A 20,510-nucleotide genomic window follows, 5' to 3' on the forward strand; every position below is an offset into this window, starting at 1 on the left:
TAAAATATTCGAAACCATAAAAAATAAACAGAAATGTAATTTTTTTAAATCCTAATAAATGGATAAAAAATTTCAATTAAAGCAAATATAATCGTTATTTTGTGCAATCAAATTGAAAACCCGTTATGTTGAAAAACACTCTAAAATATATTTCATTTATAATTTTAATATCAATGATAAGCTGCGCTAAAAGAGGCAGTATTACAGGCGGTTTAAAAGATACTTTAGCACCGGTTTTGGTATCAAGTTATCCTGAAAATTATAGTACAAACTTTAAAGGAAACACTATCACTTTAAATTTCGACGAATATGTTAAGCTGAAAAATACCAATAAACAGTTGATTATTTCTCCGCCATTAAAGAATGAACCGTTAATAACACCAAGTACCGTTAGTAAATTTATTAAGATTGAAATTAAAGATACTTTACAGCCCAACACAACTTACAGTTTAAATTTCGGGCAGGCTATTACGGATAATAATGAAGGAAATGCTTTAAACCAATTCAAATATATTTTCTCCACAGGATCTCATATTGATTCGCTTAAACTGAACGGACGAATTAAAGATTCATACGAAAAACATGTAGATAATTTTGTTTCGGTAATGCTTTATGAAGTAAATGATAAATTTAAAGATTCTACTATTTACAAAGAATTTCCGCGTTATATCACCAACACTTTGGATAGTATGCGAACTTTCCAGTTTGAAAATCTAAAAGAAGGAAAATATCTTTTAGTGGCATTAAAGGATAAGGGAAGCAACAATAAATTTAATCCGAAAGATGATAAAATTGGGTTTCTTAAAAATTATGTTACGATTCCGACTGACACTGTTTACGAAGTAGAATTATTTAAAGAAACACTGCCTTTAAAAACTTTTAAACCTATTCAAGCTTCTGGAAATAGATTGTTTCTTCCTTATGAAGGAAAACAGAATTTTAAGAATTCGAAACCGAAAATTGTCCTTAAAAACGGAAGCGAAGTTCTAGAAACTATAGTTACGCAGCTTCCTAAAAAGGATTCCCTGCAAGTTTGGTACAAACCGATAAAAGCAGATTCATTATCGCTTGAAGTTTCAAAAGAAAACTATGACAAGAGGTTTTCTTTTAAAATCAAAGCTTTAAAAAAGGATACTCTTAATATCAAAGCAGTACAAAATGGCCAAATTAATTTTAGAGAGCGCTTTACATTGGAGACCGAAACTCCTTTGGTAAAATTTGACAAATCTAAAATCACTTTAGTCAATAAAGATTCTGTAGCAGTTCCGTATACGACTGAATATGACGAATTTGATCAAAAACTATATATTGATTTCAAAAAAGAGCCTTTAGAAAAATACAATTTTACTTTCCTGCCAGGCGCTTTGACTGATTTTTATGAAAAAACAAACGATACATTATCTTATAAACTCAGCACCAAAGAAGCAGCAGATTATGGAAACATCATTTTAAATCTAAAAAATGTAAAACGTTTTCCTATAATTGTCGAATTGACGAATAAAAAAGGAGATGTTGTTTTAGCCAGCGATTATTCTGAAGGTGCAACAACTTTAGAATTTAATTTACTCCAGCCAGAAGTTTTTACGGTGCGTATTATTTACGATGACAACAAAAACAAGATGTATGACACGGGTAGTTTCCTAGAAAAACGATACTCTGAAGAAGTATTCTACAATCAGGAAGAATTTGATGTCCGCGCCAATTGGGATCGAAACGAAACTATCGATTTAAGTGTTCCGTTTAATCCAGAAGTCGAGAAAAAACAAGACGAGAAAAAGAAAAAAGATGAAGAAAAGAAACGGAAAGCTTTCTAGATTTTAATTTCGAAAGTATCACGATCACCTAGAAAATTAAGTTTTCTTCGGGTTTCTAACATTATATTTTTATCCAATTCAGCCACAAAAACACCTGCTGTTTCTTGTGGCTTTATTATATAATTTCCCCAGAAATCAATTAATTGGGTATGACCATTATGTTCAAAATTATTATCATCAAAACCTACCGTATTTACGCCGGCAACATAACTTAAATTTTCTATGGCGCGCGCGTTTAGCAAAGTGTCCCAAGCGTTTGTTCTAACTTTTGGCCAATTGGCAACATACAAAAGAAGATCATAATTTTCGACATTTCTAGCGAAAACAGGAAAACGCAGATCGTAACAAATTTGAAGACAAATTTTCCATTCTAAATATTCAACAATTAATTTCTGAGTTCCAGCAGTGTAAAACTGGTCTTCTCCCGCCAGCGAAAACAAATGTCTTTTATCATAATATTGAAAATCTCCTGACGGAAAAACAAAAAACATTCGGTTGTAATATTTTCCATTTTCTGTAATAACTAAGCTTCCTGTTATTGCAGCATTTTTTTGTTTTGCTTTTACTTTCATCCATTCGATTGTTTCTCCTTCCATCGTTTCGGCAATTGCAGATGGATTCATTGTAAATCCTGTCGAAAACATTTCTGGAAGTACAATTAAATTTACTTCAGAAGCAATCTCATCGATTTTTGAATCAAAGTTTTCTCGATTTGCAGCAGCATTTTCCCAGAAAAGATCGGTTTGGATTAAAGCAATTTTCATTTTAAATATATTTTAGATTGAAAACAAGTACTGAAATTTTCAAGATTTAATTTTATCAAACCTGAAGTGTTTTTCTAATAAAAAATTGACATTAAACCACAACCAGACTTGGAACGGCGCTTTTATATGGCTTTAGTTTTTCGTGAGTAGGTTCTTCCTCAGTAATAACATAGTTTACTTCAGACAAACTCGCAATTTTCATTTTAAGAACCGTATTTAATTTTTCCGTAATTGTTAAAACTGCTGTTTTTTTAGAAGCCTGAATCATTGCCTTTTTTACCTGAACAGTTTCCCAGTCCGAATCAGAATAACCACCGTCTACGTCTAATGCATTTGTTCCCAAAACCAAAAGATCTGCTTTTATGTTGGCTAATTGATGAAAAGCTTCTCCGCTCACACACATTTGACTGTAAGAAGAAATACTGCCGCCAATCATGATCGTTTTAATATTAGGCTTATCTAAAAGTTGTACGGCCGTTAAAGCTGTAATGGTAAAAACGGTTAAATTAAGATCGTTTGGAATTAATCGGATGAATTCACGAATGGTAGTTCCTCCGTCAACAATCAAAACCATTCCGTCATGAAGTAGTCCGACTGCTTTTTGAGCAATAACCTGTTTGGCTTCGACTGCATAAGTCTGGTTAGATGAAGAATAGTGATATCCTTTGGTCATTGCGCCGCCTTTTACTTTAATCAAAAGTGCATCAGCGTCGAGTTCATTAATATCACGGCGAATAGTATCTTCAGAAACACCAAGTTTAGCTGAGAGGGTTTCAAAACTTACACGCGTGTGCAGATTGATCTCTTTTAAAATATGATTTTTACGTTCTTCTTTACTATAATTTAAAACTTCATTTTCAGTACTCATGCCGATTGTTTTTTTTCTTACTACAAAAATAAACATTTCAGTAAATAATTCATTGAAACCAAAAGCTCGATTATCAATAAAAAAATTTAAAAATCTGATTTTAAAACCATTTACTATCTTTAAAACTCCATTTTAATAAATTCTAAAGTTTTTCTTTTATGAAAAAATTCCTTTACCTCTTTTTTGTTCTTTCTTTTTTAAATGGAACCGCACAAAATTTCCAGCAGAATAACTCTATTATTCCAGCTCCAAATTTCTACAAATTAACAGGAGACAGTATTCGTATAATTGGAAAAGTTCAAATCAATTTTGTGAATAAAAATTACAGTGAAAGGGAATTTAAATCGGCTCAAATTTTAGAAACGGCTTTCAATTCTCAAACTGCTTCAAAGAAATCACATGTAAAAATTGACTTTAATACGAATGTGAATTTCACATCAAAAGAAGCCTATAAAATCGAAATTACTTCTAAAAAAATTATAGTTTCAGGAAAAGAAGAAGGGTTGTTTTATGGAGTTCAAACTTTACTTCAGCTTCTTCCAAACAAAATTTCAAAAGAAATCAAACTTCCTTGTCTAATTATTGAAGATCAACCCCGATATTCTTACCGAGGCCTGCATTTAGACGTCTGCCGTCATTTTTTCTCTGTTGCTGTCATAAAAGATTTTATCAGACAAATGTCCAGCTATAAATTAAATAATTTTCACTGGCATTTAACCGACGATCAAGGATGGAGGATCGAAATAAAAAAATATCCGAAACTGACCGAAGTTGGTTCAAAAAGAGCTCAAACTTTAGTGGGAAATAAATTTGAACGATCGCCATTTTTTTTCGACGGAAATCCATACGGAGGATTTTACACTCAGGAAGAAATTAAAGATGTTGTGAAATTTGCCGAAGAAAATTACGTGAATGTTATTCCAGAAATCGAAATGCCGGGCCATGCTTCTGCCGCCGTTACAGCATATCCAAATTTAGCTTGTTTTCCAGATCGAAATTATAAAGTTATAGAATCTTGGGGTGTTTTTGAAGATGTATTTTGTGCGGGAAAAGATGAAACTTTTACTTTTTTAGAAGATGTTTTAACCGAAGTCATGGCATTATTTCCAAGTAAAAATATTCATGTCGGCGGAGACGAATGCCCAAAAACAAGATGGAAAACCTGCCCAAATTGCCAAAAGAGAATTACAGCTTTAGGTTTAAAAGATGAGCATGAATTACAGAGTTATTTTATTAAAAGAATTGAAAAATTCTTGAATGCTAATGGAAGACAGATTTTTGGCTGGGATGAAATCCTCGAAGGTGGACTCGCCCCAAACGCTGCCGTTATGTCTTGGCGTGGAGAATCGGGCGGAATTCATGCAGCAAAACTGAAACACCCAGTTGTAATGACACCAGAAGGAACGGTTTATTTTGATTACAATCAGGGATATTCTCCAAATGAACCGCTTACCGTTGGCAGATTAAGTACTTTAGAAAAAGTATACAACTATAACCCAACTCCGGTTGACAGTTTATCGGTTGAAGAACAAAAATATATTATCGGAGCTCAAGCCAATCTTTGGTCAGAATATTTAACTAGCCCAGCAAAATTGAATTATATGCTTTATCCGCGTGTTTTGGCTTTAGCAGAAATCGCTTGGACAGAACCAAAAAATAAAAACTACAACCATTTTATTCAAAATCAACTGCCCTATCATTTAGAAAAGTTAGAATTAGAAGATCGATTGTATAAAGTTCCGACGCCATTTGGTGCTGATGAAATGGCTTTAATTGCATCAAAATATATTTTAGATTTAAAACCAACTATAAAAAACGGAAAGATCTTTTATACAATTGACGGTTATAATCCTGATGAAACGGCAGAATTGTATCAAAATCCAGTGCCCATAAATATTCCAAAAGGAGAATATCGAATCATCAAAACGATTCAAATCAGCGAAAGCGGCAAAAGAAGTTCTATTAATAAAATCATAGTTCGAAATCCAGATTTAAAATCAGCCTTGGCCATTCAGCCTAAGAAAAATGGTTTGAAATATGAATATTATACAGGAACATTTAAACAAGTTCTGGATTTGGAGCTTTCAAAACCTGCAGCGACAGGAATTTTTGAAGGCAAAATCAGCGTTGAAAAATGGAAAACAAAATTAGAACGTTATATCGGCTTAAAATTTAACGGATACATCTTTGTACCTGAAACTGGAAATTATACTTTTTCGACCCTTTCAGACGACGGATCGAAGCTTTTTATTGATGATGAATTGACTGTTGATAATGACGGTATTCATTGGGCAAATGAAGCTTACGGAGCAGTTAAACTAGAAAAAGGTTTTCATAAAATCAACATCAGTTATTTTGACTTAACCGGCGGTACAATTTTAAATTGTTTTATTCAGAAAGAAGGAAAAAAGAAAGAAGAAATTACAGCATCGCAGTTATTTTATGAATAAATAAAAAACACGTAATTAACTAAAAAAAGAAAGGCTGTTACAATTGTTAGTAACAACCTTTCTTTTTTTATATAGGACAGAATTATCTTCGACCTCTAAAGCCACCGCCTCTAAAACCGCCGCCGCCAAATTGGCCTCCGTTATTTCTAAAATTGCTGTTGTTTCTAAAGTTTTGGAAATTTTGATTTCTCACTTCACCCTGTGATCTAGAGTTTTCAAAATGATCCAGATCTCTTGTTACATTTTGTCCTCCAGCTTCACCTAAAGGTTTTTCTGGTCTGCCCAATGTCTGATCGGCTTTTGGAAAATTATCAACGCGATCCCCAAGACGATTGTTTTCTCCTAAAGGTTTATTTGTCAGTCCCGATTCTCTATCCCTTTTCGGTAAGTTATTAAGATCTGGTTTATCAGCTTTACGCTGTGATCCACCGAGAGTTCCAGCTTGAGTCCAGCCTCCATTTCCATTATTATAATGACTCCAATTGCCATTTTGATCTCTTTTATAAATATGTCCGTCATGTCCTGCGTACATATTGTTATTAGTATGAATAGTCGTTCCGCCGCCTCTTCTATGCGTGATAACGCCTTTATTTCCACCAGAAGTTTCATACCCAACCGCGGTGCCTCGTCTTGTAGTGACATGCCCCGTTTGAACCCAATCATGTCCGTTTGTTGCAGCCGAATGACCCCATTGTGCGTAAGCATTATGTCCCTGAATAGTTTGCCCGTAATTTCCTGTCCACGGATTATAAGTATTGGCCGCAGTCCTACCTCCGTACCACCCTTGCACACTTGCAGAACGTCCGTACCTGCCTGTTGCTGGATTATACCAAGCAGATGTTCCAGCAGCACCGTAAGGTCCGTAAACCCTTCTTCCGGCTGCCCAGCCCCCTGTCCACGGATTATAAACGGCTCCCGCTCCATAAGTACATGGCCATGGTCGGTAAATTGGATACAATCCTCCGTAGTAATAATAAGGCGGGTAGTAATATCCTGTACCATAAGTTAAAATTGCACCCACAGTTGCTCCTATTATAAAGGCTCCAAAATAACCTGCAGTTGTATTACTTTCTACAGTTGTATCAGTCACATTAGTTTGAGTAACATATGTTACATTATAAACAGGCGAACTTGGTGGAATGGTATAAATTTCTTTGGGAACAGAATTTGTAACTTTCCAAGGTCCGTTTGGACTTGTAGACATAAACCACACAGCTTGAAAGCACAGATAATACAGATCACCCACTTTTATGACTTTTTCCTGCGTATTGCTGGCATACTGCATTTTTGTTCCTTCGATTGGTTTAAATTGAGGCGTACCATCGTAAACGACTTTTGCTTTTGCTTCTGCATCAGCTTTGTTTACTATTGCAGTTGTGGGCACCTGCGCTAACATTACGGCATCTTTTGCTTCCTGAGTTCCAGGAACAGAAGCCAAAACACTTGCCCTTGGAGAATCTTTTGGAATTTTGGCAAAATCTGCAGGGAGATTATTCCCTGCATAACTCCATGGTCCGTCCAAGCTTTTAGAACCAAACCATCTTCCTGATAAAAGCACATAATATTGTCCCTGCGCTTCATTGGCAAAAACATCATTTTCTGTATTATCAATATACAATAATTGAGTGCCTGGTATTTTTTCAAATTTTGGAGGGCCATTTACTAAGATTAATTCAGCAGGTACTTTGCTAAAGAAAACATTTGGCGCAGTACCTGATTCTGGAGGCGGAATCATTTTTTTAACTTCGTCGAAATTTTGTCCCGATGGCAGATTTTTCAAACCATCTGGAAGTTTTGTCGCTTTTGTCCATTTACCGTCAAGTTTTTTAGAGCTCAGCCAAATATTTTCGGCAAGTAAATAATAATCACTAGTAGTTTTATCAAAAAATAAATCCCAATTTGTATTTACCACATATTGTATATCTGATTTTTCTACAGGAACCAAAACAGGTTCTCCCTGAACAATTAGCAATATTGCCGGACTTGAACTGTAAAAAATTGGCGGCGGACTATTTTGCGCAGCAATTCCTTTCGCAGGACTTGTAGTTTTATCTAAATCTGCCAGGATACGATCCACAGAAACGGGATCACCTCCTTTCGGAAGTGTTTCTTTGAATAGCTTTTCCATTTCGGGAATCTTTTTTTCATCAAGAGCTGGAAAGCGAACATCGGTTACTTTAATATCTTTAAAGAAAACACTTCGGCTGTCTTTATCTACTAAAGTTGACGCTTGTAAAGATGCAACACCCAAAACTTGCTTTCCATCCTTAGGAGTTAATGAAAAAGCTAGTCTTGCTTTAATTTCCTTGTGGTCATCCCAGCTATCGACCTGCGGCTGATAATAAACCAGTTTTGTCCCATTATTTGTTATCTCGCGCGGCCAGCCATTATCAGCAATATCTGTAGAATCTTTCTGATCGGCTACAGCCATTTTTTGATCATCGACATCTTTCTCTTTTTTGCAAGATAAAAGAATGTAGGCACAACATGTAATTAGTACTAAAATCTTTTTCATAATATTAGAATTAGATTGCTTTATAAATTGAAAATTATCTTTTTGCTCCTCAAAACAGCACGTGGATTAAAAACACTGCTTTTACACTGTAAATCTGTTGGTTAAAATTAGACTTTGACTTACAAAAAATCAAAATTTGAGAATGCTAGTTGGTTTCAAATTATAAAATGCTACAAAAAAACTGCACCATTATAAAAATTACTACGGCAGAACATATGACCTTAAGCAGGATTAACATTCAAATAGATCACAAAAAAAACGCATTCAAAAATGAATGCGTTTTTTTATATAGTAATTGGATTTTTATTATCCTTTCAAGCTTGCTGCTAAATACTCACGGTTCATACGTGCAATATTTTCAAGAGAAATTCCTTTTGGACATTCGATTTCACAAGCTCCTGTATTTGTACAGTTACCAAAACCTTCGTGATCCATTTGGTGAACCATGTTTAAAACACGATCAACTGCTTCAACTTTACCTTGTGGCAATAATGCATATTGAGAAACCTTTGCAGCAACGAATAACATTGCCGATGAGTTTTTACAAGTTGCAACACATGCTCCACAACCAATACAAGCTGCAGCATCAAAAGATTTATCTGCATCGTGTTTGTTAATTGGAATTGTATTCGCATCTATTGTATTTCCTGAAGTATTTACAGAGATAAATCCTCCTGCGTGTTGAATTCTGTCAAAAGAACTTCTGTCTACAACTAAATCTTTAATTACTGGGAAAGCTTTTGCTCTAAATGGCTCGATAAAAATTGTATCACCATCTTTAAACATACGCATGTGTAATTGACAAGTTGTAACACCTCTGTCTGGTCCGTGTGCTTCTCCATTAATGAATAATGAACACATTCCGCAGATTCCCTCACGACAATCGTGATCAAATGCTACTGGCTCTTCTCCTCTATTGATCAATTGTTCGTTAAGAACATCAAGCATTTCAAGGAAAGACATATCTGGTTCGATTCCGTCGATTGGGTATTCAACGATTCCCCCTTTATCTTGGGCGTTTTTTTGACGCCATATTTTTAATGTAAGTTTCATAATTTTGTTATGGGTTATAAGTTAAGAGTTAAACGTCATAGGGTTACTACTCCATTTTAGTCCTAGCTAAATAATTTATATATCCATTTAATATTGCTTTGGTTCTTTCGAACCTTTCTTTAAATTTTTGCAACAAATCTTCTTCAATATAATTCTCATCTAAAGCAGTAATTACCTGATTTAAAGATTCAGTTAATGACCCACGGGCAATTCTGCAGAATTGAATATTTTCTTGATAATGATATCTTCCAAACCCTTCGGCAATATTATCACTAACAGATCTAGAAGATCGTTTAAGCTGACTAGTTAGGGCATATTTTTCGTCAATTGGAAATTTCGAAATAATATTTTGAGAAACAAAGATTCTTAATTCGCGTGCAGCTTTCCAGCACTCTAAATCTTCGAACGACTTTAAACTCATAACCCTTAACTCTTAACTTTTTTATTTATAACTTCTTTGAACTAATTTAATGTTTTCGTAATTAAGAGGTTCTTTGTGTAATACGGCGTCACTTGGTTTTCCTTTGTATTCCCAAGCTGCAACGTATGCAAAGTTTTCATCATCACGAAGTGCTTCTCCTTCTTCTGTTTGATATTCCTCACGGAAGTGACCACCACAAGATTCATTACGGTGTAAAGCATCTTTCGCGAACAATTCTCCTAATTCTAGGAAATCGGCAACACGAGTCGCTTTTTCTAATTCCTGATTAAATTCGTTAGCGCTTCCAGGAACTTTTACATCTCTATAAAACTCTTCACGTAAAGCAGCAATTTCTTCGATAGCCTCAGTTAAACCTTTAGCGTTACGAGCCATACCTACTTTATCCCACATGATTTTCCCCAATTTTTTATGGAAATAATCTACAGAATGTTTTCCGTTATTGTTGATAAATCTGTCGATTTGATCTTTTACATTTTTTTCAGCTTCAACGAATTCTGGTAAGTCTGTAGAAATTGGACCCATTTTAATATCTGGAGCTAAATAATCTCCGATAGTATAAGGAAGTACGAAATATCCATCAGCTAATCCCTGCATCAAAGCAGAAGCTCCAAGTCTGTTTGCTCCGTGGTCAGAGAAGTTAGACTCTCCAATTGAGAAACATCCAGGAATTGTAGTCATTAAGTTATAATCAACCCAAGTTCCACCCATTGTGTAGTGTACCGCTGGGTAAATCATCATTGGTGTTACATATGGATCTTCGTCTACAATTTTCAAGTACATTTGGAACAAGTTTCCGTATTTACTTTTCACAATTGCAGTTCCTAATTTCGTAACCAAAGCGGCATCATTAGCATCTAAACCTTTTACGTAAGCTTCTTCAGTTCCATAACGTTTGATCGCTGCAGCGAAATCTAAGTAAACTGCTTCTCCAGTTTTGTTAACTCCAAAACCAGCATCACATCTTTCTTTAGCTGCACGAGACGCAACGTCACGAGGTACTAAGTTACCAAAAGCAGGATATCTTCTTTCTAAGAAATAATCTCTTTCTTCTTCAGATAAATCAGTTGCTTTTTTTCTTCCCTCACGAATTGCCTGAGCATCTTCTAATTTTGCAGGAACCCAAATACGACCGTCATTACGTAAAGACTCAGACATCAAAGTCAGTTTTGACTGGTGATCTCCAGAAACCGGGATACATGTTGGGTGAATTTGTGTGTAGCAAGGATTTGCGAAAAACGCTCCTTTTTTATGAATTTTCCAAGCTGCTGTTGCGTTACTTCCCATAGCATTTGTTGAAAGGAAAAATACGTTTCCGTATCCTCCAGAACCAATTACTACCGCGTGAGCAGAATGTCTTTCTATTTCTCCAGTGATTAAGTTACGAGCGATAATACCTCTCGCTTTTCCATCAACGATTACTAAATCCAGCATTTCGTGACGGTTGTACATTTTAATTTTTCCACGACCAATCTGACGGTTCATTGCAGAATAAGCTCCTAACAATAATTGCTGTCCAGTTTGTCCTTGTGCATAAAATGTACGAGAAACCAAAGTTCCTCCAAATGAACGGTTATCTAAAAGTCCGCCATATTCACGAGCCAATGGTACTCCTTGAGCCACACATTGGTCAATAATATTTGCAGAAACTTCAGCCAAACGGTGAACGTTTGCCTCACGTGCACGGTAGTCACCTCCTTTTACAGTATCGTAGAACAATCTGTAAACTGAGTCACCGTCACCTTTATAATTTTTTGCCGCATTGATACCCCCTTGTGCAGCAATAGAGTGCGCACGACGTGGTGAATCTTGGAAACAAAATGCTTTTACGTTATATCCTAACTCAGCTAGAGTAGCCGCAGCAGAACCTCCAGCCAAACCTGTACCAACTACAATAATATCTAAATTACGTTTGTTAGCAGGGTTTACTAAATTAATATGATCTTTATAATTTGTCCATTTGTCCGCTATAGGACCATTTGGAATTTTTGAATCTAATGCCATTATAATTGATATTAATTATTGAAATGATGAAATAATGCGATAATTACGAAAAGTGCTGGAACAACAACTGCGAACCAGTAACCTACTTTTGCTAAAAATCTTGAATATTTGTTGTGCATCCCCATTGATTGAAGAGAAGATGCGAACCCGTGCCATAAGTGGAATCCTAAAAGGATAAAAGACACGCAGTATAATCCTGTACGGATTGGATCGTGAAATTTATGAACTAACTCTCCATAATACCTTGTAGCATTTGGTACTTGTCCTGCTATATACTTATAGTTAACTTCAGGAAACCAAAAATCATAAAAATGCAATCCTAAGAATGCCAAGATAACCAATCCAGAAATAATCATATTTCTAGAACTCCAAGAAGCATTTGCCGCTCCGTTGTATTTTGCATACGCAATTGGTCTTGCTGCGCTGTTTTGAGCTGTTAGAACAAATCCCATAACGAAATGGAAAATTACCCCAAATGCCAAAACTGGCTGCATTACATATTGTATCAGCGGATTGTATCCCATAAAGTGAGAAGCTTCGTTAAAAACATCTTCACTAATAATAGAAATAAAATTTAAGGAAACATGCAGCGCTAAAAACGTGATTAAGAATATTCCCGAAAGAGCCATAGCTACTTTCTTTAAGATGGAAGCATTCAACTGTGCAGATTGTGCCATAAGTGTTTAAGTAGTTTGTTTTAAAAAATTAGACAAAAATAACTCAATTACAAAAGAACTACAACCATTTCGCTGTTATTTATAATGATTTTAAAATAGCCTGGTTCTACGTATTTTTACGTACAAATAATATACTGCTAAAAAATAATTCACTATAGCAATTCTCAAACCACTGTTTTCTAAGTAAAATCGAGAGAAATCAATTCTAAGTAGATTATCAAAAATTATCATATTGCTATTTTATTCAAAGTTTTGATTTGTTTTCTTTAAAAGTTTCACTGCGCATAAATTTTGTCTGAGTAAAAAATTGTCATTCCGCAACATAGTTTTACCTTTAGCGGCTCAAAAAAATAAGAATGAAAACAGGAATTGATGCTATTTCTTTTGATGTAGCAAACATACATTTACCCATAAAAACTTTGGCGGCTGCCAGAAATATTGAACCTGAGAAACTAGAAAAAGGTCTCGGATTACTTAAAATGACTTTCCCAGACGTACATCAGGATGCTGTTGTTTTTGGAGCAAACGCTTTAACAAAACTTATCATTGACAATAAAATTGACTTAAAAGAAATCAGCCGAATCTATGTTGGTACCGAAAGTGGCATTGACAGTTCTAAGCCAATTGCTTCTTATTTAATTAGTTTAATGGAGCAGAAATTTGGCGAAGATTCATTAGCAGAATGCGATGTTGTAGATTTTACTTTCGCTTGTATTGGCGGTGTAGACGCATTACAAAACTGTCTGGACTTTGTAAAGTTAAACCCGACTAAAAAAGCAATTGTAGTTACGACTGATTTTGCCAAATACGATTTGAATTCAGGCGGAGAATATACTCAAGGAGCTGGTGCAGTTGCAATGCTGATTACTGCAAATCCAAAAATTATTGCTTTTGATGATAATTGGGCGACGAGCACAAAAGGTGTTTTTGACTTCTTTAAACCTTACAGAACTATTTCTAAAGAAGAAATTACACAAAACACTAACAATGATTCTTGGTTTGACAATTTAGAAGCCGAAATCGAAATCCACAAAGACCAGCCGGTTTTTGACGGACAATATTCAAACCAATGTTATATGGATCGTACGCGTAATGCTTACTTTTCATTCAAAAAATTAAAAAATACTACCGAAACTCTCTACAATACTTGGCATAGTATCGTGATGCACTTGCCTTATTCTTTCCAAGGAAGAAGGATGTTATCTGAAATCTATGCTTTAGACAGCGCCGAAAAAATTATAGCCGATGATATCGCACCTGCAGATTATCAAGTTAAAATTAAGGAAGTAGCAAAATCTGACGATTACAAAAGTTTTGTAACTGAGAAATTACAACCTGCAGAATTGGCTTCTTCTTTAATTGGAAATCTTTACACAGGTTCTATTTTCATGGGATTACTATCGACTTTGGCGCATTTTTATGATACCAATAAAGAAGTTGCCGAAACTAAATTCGGTTTCCTGGCTTACGGAAGCGGATCAAAATCTAAAGTTTTTGAAGGAACGATTCAGCCAGAATGGAAATCGGCTTTGGCCAATGTAAAGCTTTTTGAAAATTTAGCTGAAAGCGTAGAAATTGATTTCAATACTTATGAAAGTCTTCATAAAAAAGAACAAAAACAAAGTGTAAGAACTCCAAAAAACGAATGGGTTTTAGATCGAATCGAAAAAGAGATTCCAGTTTTGATTGGGGCGAGATATTATAAATGGGTGGAATAAAAGTTAAATTCCAATTTTTCAAATCCCAAATTCCAAAAAAACCGAAGCAAATGCTTTGGTTTTTTTGTTTATATCCACATGTTTTGTCATTTCGACTGAAAGGAGAAATCACATTAGAAACTCTACAAAGATTGGCGATTTTGCATGTCGAATTACTAATGTAATTTTGATTTCCTTTAATTCGGGTATCTTCTATGCGTTTATTACGCAAACGAAAAGACGAATTAAAACAACAGATTCAATTTAACACCTCTCTTTCTTCGTTTCTATACACTAACAAACCTAATCCTAAAACAAAAACAGCACAACTTAACAGCATATAAACTCCATCCTTCAAAACAAAAAAAGAAAAACCAACAGCAACTGAACCCACAATTACCATTAAAGATTTTACAGTTTCTGTTTTTATAAAAGCAAATGCGTGCAAAGCCAAACCAAGAAAAAGCAAAGACGGCCCAACAACAACAAAAGGATACAAAATACTTGGCGAATTACTGATTTGTTGGCTTAATACCTCTTTTGCAATTTCATTATTGCCGTAACTCGACATAATAAAATCGATTGTACAAAGTCCGATATGCGCAATAACACCTAAGGTTGTTAGTACAGAAGCTACAGCATTTATTCTCTTTTTAGGAAATGCGTCATTAAAAGACAATAAAAAACAAGCTCCAATTAAGTTAAACCAATGGGCAAAATCTATCGATGTATTTAAACTCGGCAAAATGTTAGAAAATAATAAATAACTGGCTAAAAAAAACAGCAATCCAATCGTGCAAAAATATTTTGTTTTCATAATTTGTTTTAAAAATTGATGAAGCAAAACTAGAATGAAAATTTACCGAAAAGCACTGTTTTATGGACTTAGGTACGAAATGTATTGTTTTAGGTACAAAATTTACAATGACATTAAAATATCTTTATAATTTTTAGAAACTGGAAGTTCGATTTGAGTCAAAATGATTGTATTCGCGTTTCTCCAAGATTTAAAATGCGATGGATTTATTAAATGCGAACGATGAATTTGTACTAAAAAACCAAAATCGTCCTGAATTTTTTTGAGAGAAGATCGAATAAGTTTCGAATGGAGTTTATCGTTTTCGATATAAAAAATCTCAACATAATTTTGAGCATTTGAAACACAAACCAAATCGGCTTTGTTGATTTTTAAGACATCTAATTTGTTTTCTCCTTTAAATATTAAAACATCTTCTTTTATCGAAATTAGCTTGATTAAATACCTTCTCGCGAGAATAATTACAGGAGTTAAAATCAACGCCACTTTTATAAAGATTATCAAAAAGAATTCCGAAAAATCGTATCCTCCGTTTAAAATTGGGCTCTTATAAAAGGCAAATACTCCAATTAAATACAGTATATAAAAAAGAAAAATGGCTATTATTTCTAAAGTGACATTCCACTTTGCTTTTCTTTCGTAAAAGCTTTTTTGAATGAAAGCTAAAAGTCCATAACATAAAAAAGCCATTAGACTAAAACCAAAACTGATTAAAAACCAAGCTCTGAAATTTATAGTCCCGTCGTCAAATGGTTTTATGATAAAAGCAAAAACAAAAAGCCATAAACTTATGAGAATGGCAATTACTAAATGATGCTTTATTGATGGGTTTAGTTTATACATTATAATCGTATTTTTCACAATCTTGTCATTTCGCTCGAAGGGAGAAATCTCCACAAGAAGCTCGACAAAGATTGGCTTATTGGAACGGAGTTACTTGCGAAGATTTCTCTCCGAAGTCTCGGGATCGAAATGACAAATTACACCAATAATTCTACTTATAAATCGTAAACTTATTATGACTCAAAGTAAAACCAAGATTTTCATAAATTGCCACATTCTCAACTCGCTTTTTATTTGTGGTAACTTCAATACTTTTTAGATCATTTTGAGTAGCAAAATCTAAAATCTCACTAATTAATAATCTTCCAACGCCTTGACCTCGGTATTTTTGATGAATGAAAAACTCCTGAATTTCGCCAACCAATCCGCAATGATGTAAAAGATTTTGGGTGTGGAAACTAATAAAACCTAAACCTTCATTTTCATTTTCGGCGATTAGATACAGATTTTTTGGGTTTGAAATATTTTCGTTAAAGATTGCTTTGAAAACTTTAAAATCTAAAATTTCATTTTCGAGTTCGCATATTGATTTGTAAACGAAATCTAAGTCGTGATTTTCTCCTTTTCTGATGTTTACTTTTAGATTCATAACTCTAACTAATATCAATCAGTTTTACAATCTTATCGTCCAAGAATTGAAAAATCGATTTTCCTTTCATATTTAATTCTTGACCAACTTTTAATCCGTTTGGGAAATCTACTGCTAGAACAGCATAATAATCAATGTCAATTATTGCTGTAATCTCATCTTGCTTAATTGATGTAATAGTTTGTTTTCGTGCTGAGAAATATTCTTTGCCTTTTTCGGCCTGGACTGTAAATTCTTTTATTCCAGTCAAAGTCAAGTTGATTTCGCCATTTTGAATGTTTTCAAAAATAACCGATTCGTCAAAATCGGCAATCATTTTATCAACATCAAATTGATTATATCCTTCGATATAATTTTGAATTATTTTTTCTTTGTTGTTCATAATATTTCCTTCAATGTTTTTATTACCTCTTTTTCGGCTCAATAAGCCATTCAATAGCAATAACTTTTGAACATTTATCTTTCACGTCACTTCCCGCCCAATCAATTAAAATTGCGGCACCATCATTTTTTATTTCATTTTTAACAAAATCAAATGTTTTTATAGCTCCAACAGAAACTTCTCCACTTAAATCAAAAACTATATTTTTTGTTTTCGTAAAAACTGAATATAAAGAAAGTAACTTTTTTTGACTATAATCAAGGCTTTTTACTTTATCATTTTTAGAAATACCATTTTCTTTAAAGATTTTTGGAACTGAGTGTTCATGCAAATTTGTATTTCTTTTTAAGTATCTACTTACTGTTATAGAATTAAAAATACGTTCAAATCTTGATTCTTTAAAATTCTCAGCAAAAGTTAAGGCATGTAATATCTTTACATTCTCATGTTGTGTTTTTCCTGTAAAAATATCTGTTAACTCTGCTTTCATTTCATAAAAACAAACTGTTCCATGTATATGAATGAGAAGCAGTTCTCCTTTTCTAAGTTCAAAAGCCGGTATAAAATACTCGCTAGTTTTTATTCCTTTACTTTCAATTAATAGCTCTTTCATTTCTCAAGTCGTTCAAATTTTTGTTTATATTTCTGAACATACTTACTCCATTCCTCTTTATGCATTTCATTATCATAAACACAAGCTGCATAATCTGCCGTTTCTTGGCTAAAATGATTTCCAAAAATGGTATCCAGATATTCTATTCCAAAGTCGATTGCTTGTTTTAAAACCTCCAATTTATCAATTCCACTTGCTTTACAAGCTTTATCAAGCCATAATCCTTTTCCAATTTTCACATATTCTACAAGAAGGTTTTCTGTTATAAATTGAAAAGGAACATCATTAATATCTGGTTCATGTTTTCCGTTTTTGAAAACTAATAGAATCAATTCTTCAGAATAATATGCTGACGGAATTAATCTTAGCATTGTACCGCTTTCAGCAGCTTTAAAACATAATTCTTTTGTGATAAACTCGTCTGGAATAACCTGAATTGCAAAACCATCTTTACTGACTAATCTTTCGCAGAGTTCATATGTTATTAAGTCCTGATCGATAAATGGCAGAGCGTGGAAGGTTTTATTCAATGCCAAATTACAAAGTTCTTCGGTTTTAAATTCTTTTGGAACTAGTTTTAGATTTCTATAATTTTCTGAAACACTATTACGCCAGTATTCATAAGTTTTAGCGGGTGGATTATTTGTTTTAAAAACCAATTCGCCTTTTGCTAGCTCTCTTTCTAATTCTTCAAAAGTTTCAATTAGCGGATTATCAAGTAATTTTCGGATTTCGTTTGAAATAATTTCATCACCTGTTTCATCATCATATTCACATTCATTTTTTGGATCTACATCATCGGCTCTGTCATTATAATAGAACAAATCATTTTTTCTTTCTGCAAATGTTGTATTATGATCATTAACAATAAAAACTGGAGAATCAATTAACCCCGAACAATTAAAATTACCATGATTATAATAAGTCATCACAACTTCTTTTACTGTAATTTTCCCTTTTATTTCAACATTAGCGCCACCAAGTAAAAGACTTTGACACATTACATTTCCGTTAATAAAAACATACGGGCCATAATCGCCTTCTGCATTAATAATCGAACCGCTGACAGAAAAATTTCCATTTATAAAAATGCCTTCTATTCTTATTTCTTCTATCTTTTTAACTGAGAGGTTTAGCAAATTGGCAAGCCATTTTTTCTCTTTCTCTTCATAAACATCTAAATAAAAATTGCCATCAAAATTTACATCTTCGTCTGCAATGAGAAAAAAATCTTCATTTTCCCATTCTTCAAAATAATCGAACTTTTCATCTTCTGTTAAAAAAGGATATTTTGTTTTGATTTCGGCTATTGTGATTAATTTGAAATTGATTGTGGTCATTATATCTAAAAAGAAAATTAAACTTAGTAAGTACAAATTAACATCATCTTACTGACATATTCTCACATACTCAGTTCTTTTCTTACAAAATTTATAACAACTTCCTCATATCATTCTTTGTCGAATTACTACCGTGATCTCTCCTTTGTCGCAATGACATAAATTGAGAAAAATTCTTTAATCCCTCAAATCTGTGGCTAAAAAATTAGAACCAAAACAAATAAGAAAACTTTAATAAATCTGTTATACTCCACTTATCCAAAAATCACTAATTTTGAAATTCGAAGTTCAAAAACGAAATAATTATGAAATATCATCAAATAAACAGCGCTCTTTTTGTAAAAAACCGCAGAAAATTTACGGCAGAAATGAAACCTAATTCGGTTGCCGTTTTCAACTCTAATGACATTTACCCAATTAGTGCCGACAGTACTTTACCGTTTGCACAACATAGAGATATTTTTTACCTGAGCGGTGTTGATCAGGAAGAAAGCGTTTTGCTTTTGTTTCCAGATGCGCCTTATGAGCACCAAAGAGAAATTCTTTTTTTAAGAGAAACCAACGATCATATTGCAGTATGGGAAGGTGAAAAACTGACTAAAGAACGTGCTTTTCAGGTTTCTGGAATCAGAACAGTTTATTGGTTACAAGATTTTCATAAAGTTTTGAACGAAATGATGACGTACGCCGATACGATGTACATCAACACCAACGAACATTACCGCGCAACAGTTGAAACTGAAACCCGCGAAGCTCGTTTCGTAAAATGGTGGAAAGAGCGTTATCCTGCGCATAACGTAGCAAAAAGCAACCCAATTTTACAGCGCATTCGTTCTGTAAAAGAAAGCGAAGAAATCGATTTGATTCAGCACGCCTGCGATATTACAGAAAAAGGTTTCCGTCGATTGCTTTCATTTGTAAAACCAAATGTTACAGAATATGAAATCGAAGCTGAATTAGCGCACGAATTTATCCGTAACCGCTCTAAAGGTTTTGCTTACACGCCAATTATCGCTTCTGGAAATAATGCGAATGTTTTACATTATATCGAAAATAATCAGCAATGTAAAGCCGGCGACTTGATCTTATTAGACGTTGCTGCTGAATATGCTAACTATTCAAGCGATATGACTAGAACAATTCCTGTTTCTGGTAAATTCTCTGAAAGACAAAAAGCAGTTTACAATGCTGTTTTGAGAGTTAAGAACGAAGCTACAAAAATGCTGGCTCCAGGAACACTTTGGAAACAATATCATATTGAAGTTGGTAAAATCATGACTTCTGAATTACTTGGTTTAGGCTTATTAGACAAAGCTGATGTTCAGAATGAAAATCCAGAATGGCCTGCTTACAAAAAATATTTCATGCACGGAACTTCTCACCACATGGGATTAGACACGCACGATTACGGATTACTGCACGAACCAATGAAAGCAAATATGGTCTTTACGGTTGAACCAGGAATTTATATTCCAGCAGAAAAATTCGGAATTCGTTTGGAGGATAATGTTGTAGTTCAGGAAAAAGGAGAACCATTTAACTTAATGAGAAACATTCCTGTTGAAGTTGACGAAATCGAAACTTTGATGAATTCTTAAAAGAGAAAAGAAAACAGATTATAGAATAAAGATAGACGGCTTTCAGA

General features: G+C 33.9%; 17 protein-coding genes. 4 read left to right on the plus strand and 13 right to left on the minus strand.

Translation table 11 applies throughout. From position 1 onward, the window contains the following. The first annotated feature begins 125 nt into the window (after positions 1-125). A complete protein-coding gene (locus QMG60_RS03000) occupies positions 126-1,814 on the plus strand; it encodes an Ig-like domain-containing protein (RefSeq protein ID WP_281866826.1) in 1,689 nt (562 codons plus the stop codon). On the opposite strand, the gene QMG60_RS03005 is transcribed toward QMG60_RS03000, so the two are convergent. Both QMG60_RS03005 and QMG60_RS03010 read right to left on the minus strand, forming a co-directional pair. Next, positions 1,811-2,578 carry an amidohydrolase gene (locus QMG60_RS03005; protein WP_281866827.1) on the minus strand — a complete coding sequence of 256 codons (768 nt, stop codon included), beginning with the start codon at positions 2,576-2,578 and terminating at the stop codon, positions 1,811-1,813. The genes QMG60_RS03000 and QMG60_RS03005 overlap by 4 nt on opposite strands. A gap of 91 nt (positions 2,579-2,669) precedes the next feature. Beyond that, on the minus strand, positions 2,670-3,446 hold the full coding sequence (locus QMG60_RS03010) for a DeoR/GlpR family DNA-binding transcription regulator (RefSeq protein WP_281866828.1): 777 nt from the start codon (positions 3,444-3,446) through the stop codon (positions 2,670-2,672). Between the two features lie 158 nt (positions 3,447-3,604). On the opposite strand from QMG60_RS03010, the gene QMG60_RS03015 reads away from it, so the two are divergent. Beyond that, positions 3,605-5,896, plus strand: coding sequence for a family 20 glycosylhydrolase (locus tag QMG60_RS03015; RefSeq protein WP_281866829.1), 2,292 nt, complete (start codon positions 3,605-3,607; stop codon positions 5,894-5,896). 82 nt (positions 5,897-5,978) lie between these two features. Here the strand turns inward: QMG60_RS03015 and QMG60_RS03020 are convergent, their stop codons facing one another. From QMG60_RS03020 to QMG60_RS03040, 5 genes are all read right to left on the minus strand, one after another. After that, entirely contained in the window at positions 5,979-8,411 is a 2,433-nt protein-coding gene (locus QMG60_RS03020; RefSeq protein WP_281866830.1) for a hypothetical protein, read from the minus strand. 306 nt (positions 8,412-8,717) lie between these two features. Beyond that, the gene (locus tag QMG60_RS03025; RefSeq protein ID WP_057115183.1) at positions 8,718-9,464 is read right to left on the minus strand and encodes a succinate dehydrogenase/fumarate reductase iron-sulfur subunit; all 747 of its coding nucleotides are present in this window, start codon (positions 9,462-9,464) and stop codon (positions 8,718-8,720) included. 46 nt (positions 9,465-9,510) lie between these two features. Further along, on the minus strand, positions 9,511-9,885 hold the full coding sequence (locus QMG60_RS03030; RefSeq protein WP_281866831.1) for a four helix bundle protein: 375 nt from the start codon (positions 9,883-9,885) through the stop codon (positions 9,511-9,513). 21 nt (positions 9,886-9,906) lie between these two features. Next, positions 9,907-11,907, minus strand: a complete 2,001-nt coding sequence (locus tag QMG60_RS03035) for a fumarate reductase/succinate dehydrogenase flavoprotein subunit (protein ID WP_057115184.1) — start codon at positions 11,905-11,907, stop codon at positions 9,907-9,909. Between the two features lie 11 nt (positions 11,908-11,918). After that, complete coding sequence (locus QMG60_RS03040) at positions 11,919-12,584, minus strand: succinate dehydrogenase cytochrome b subunit (RefSeq protein ID WP_281866832.1); 666 nt, start codon at positions 12,582-12,584, stop codon at positions 11,919-11,921. A 356-nt stretch (positions 12,585-12,940) separates the two neighbouring features. Here QMG60_RS03040 and QMG60_RS03045 point away from each other — a divergent pair, with 356 nt between their 5' ends. Then, positions 12,941-14,302: a hydroxymethylglutaryl-CoA synthase gene (locus tag QMG60_RS03045; protein WP_281866833.1), complete on the plus strand. Its 1,362-nt coding sequence runs from the start codon at positions 12,941-12,943 to the stop codon at positions 14,300-14,302. A gap of 238 nt (positions 14,303-14,540) precedes the next feature. Here the strand turns inward: QMG60_RS03045 and QMG60_RS03050 are convergent, their stop codons facing one another. From QMG60_RS03050 to QMG60_RS03075, 6 genes are all read right to left on the minus strand, one after another. Then, on the minus strand, positions 14,541-15,098 hold the full coding sequence (locus tag QMG60_RS03050) for a hypothetical protein (RefSeq protein ID WP_281866834.1): 558 nt from the start codon (positions 15,096-15,098) through the stop codon (positions 14,541-14,543). 102 nt (positions 15,099-15,200) lie between these two features. Next, complete coding sequence (locus QMG60_RS03055) at positions 15,201-15,941, minus strand: LytTR family DNA-binding domain-containing protein (RefSeq protein WP_281866835.1); 741 nt, start codon at positions 15,939-15,941, stop codon at positions 15,201-15,203. A 151-nt stretch (positions 15,942-16,092) separates the two neighbouring features. Further along, positions 16,093-16,530: a GNAT family N-acetyltransferase gene (locus QMG60_RS03060; RefSeq protein WP_281866836.1), complete on the minus strand. Its 438-nt coding sequence runs from the start codon at positions 16,528-16,530 to the stop codon at positions 16,093-16,095. A gap of 4 nt (positions 16,531-16,534) precedes the next feature. After that, positions 16,535-16,966 carry a nuclear transport factor 2 family protein gene (locus QMG60_RS03065; RefSeq protein WP_281866837.1) on the minus strand — a complete coding sequence of 144 codons (432 nt, stop codon included), beginning with the start codon at positions 16,964-16,966 and terminating at the stop codon, positions 16,535-16,537. Next, positions 16,935-17,525 (minus strand): hypothetical protein, encoded by a 591-nt coding sequence (locus QMG60_RS03070; RefSeq protein WP_281866838.1) that lies wholly within the window; start codon positions 17,523-17,525, stop codon positions 16,935-16,937. Before QMG60_RS03070 ends, QMG60_RS03065 begins: the two co-directional genes overlap by 32 nt. Next, positions 17,522-18,865, minus strand: a complete 1,344-nt coding sequence (locus tag QMG60_RS03075; protein WP_281866839.1) for a polymer-forming cytoskeletal protein — start codon at positions 18,863-18,865, stop codon at positions 17,522-17,524. Before QMG60_RS03075 ends, QMG60_RS03070 begins: the two co-directional genes overlap by 4 nt. Before the next feature lie 305 nt (positions 18,866-19,170). On the opposite strand from QMG60_RS03075, the gene QMG60_RS03080 reads away from it, so the two are divergent. Beyond that, entirely contained in the window at positions 19,171-20,463 is a 1,293-nt protein-coding gene (locus QMG60_RS03080; RefSeq protein WP_281866840.1) for an aminopeptidase P family protein, read from the plus strand. Positions 20,464-20,510: the final 47 nt, after the last annotated feature.

It is taken from the genome of Flavobacterium sp. GSB-24, assembly GCF_027924665.1.
Lineage (GTDB): Bacteria > Bacteroidota > Bacteroidia > Flavobacteriales > Flavobacteriaceae > Flavobacterium.

Coding starts and splice junctions, on each gene's coding strand:
- QMG60_RS03000 (WP_281866826.1), top strand. CDS start 126: ATGTTGAAAAACACTCTAAAATATATTTCATTTATAATTTTAATATCA.
- QMG60_RS03005 (WP_281866827.1), bottom strand. CDS start 2,578: ATGAAAATTGCTTTAATCCAAACCGATCTTTTCTGGGAAAATGCTGCT.
- QMG60_RS03015 (WP_281866829.1), top strand. CDS start 3,605: ATGAAAAAATTCCTTTACCTCTTTTTTGTTCTTTCTTTTTTAAATGGA.
- QMG60_RS03075 (WP_281866839.1), bottom strand. CDS start 18,865: ATGACCACAATCAATTTCAAATTAATCACAATAGCCGAAATCAAAACA.
- QMG60_RS03025 (WP_057115183.1), bottom strand. CDS start 9,464: ATGAAACTTACATTAAAAATATGGCGTCAAAAAAACGCCCAAGATAAA.
- QMG60_RS03035 (WP_057115184.1), bottom strand. CDS start 11,907: ATGGCATTAGATTCAAAAATTCCAAATGGTCCTATAGCGGACAAATGG.
- QMG60_RS03080 (WP_281866840.1), top strand. CDS start 19,171: ATGAAATATCATCAAATAAACAGCGCTCTTTTTGTAAAAAACCGCAGA.
- QMG60_RS03070 (WP_281866838.1), bottom strand. CDS start 17,525: ATGAAAGAGCTATTAATTGAAAGTAAAGGAATAAAAACTAGCGAGTAT.
- QMG60_RS03020 (WP_281866830.1), bottom strand. CDS start 8,411: ATGAAAAAGATTTTAGTACTAATTACATGTTGTGCCTACATTCTTTTA.
- QMG60_RS03055 (WP_281866835.1), bottom strand. CDS start 15,941: ATGTATAAACTAAACCCATCAATAAAGCATCATTTAGTAATTGCCATT.
- QMG60_RS03050 (WP_281866834.1), bottom strand. CDS start 15,098: ATGAAAACAAAATATTTTTGCACGATTGGATTGCTGTTTTTTTTAGCC.
- QMG60_RS03040 (WP_281866832.1), bottom strand. CDS start 12,584: ATGGCACAATCTGCACAGTTGAATGCTTCCATCTTAAAGAAAGTAGCT.
- QMG60_RS03045 (WP_281866833.1), top strand. CDS start 12,941: ATGAAAACAGGAATTGATGCTATTTCTTTTGATGTAGCAAACATACAT.
- QMG60_RS03030 (WP_281866831.1), bottom strand. CDS start 9,885: ATGAGTTTAAAGTCGTTCGAAGATTTAGAGTGCTGGAAAGCTGCACGC.
- QMG60_RS03010 (WP_281866828.1), bottom strand. CDS start 3,446: ATGAGTACTGAAAATGAAGTTTTAAATTATAGTAAAGAAGAACGTAAA.
- QMG60_RS03060 (WP_281866836.1), bottom strand. CDS start 16,530: ATGAATCTAAAAGTAAACATCAGAAAAGGAGAAAATCACGACTTAGAT.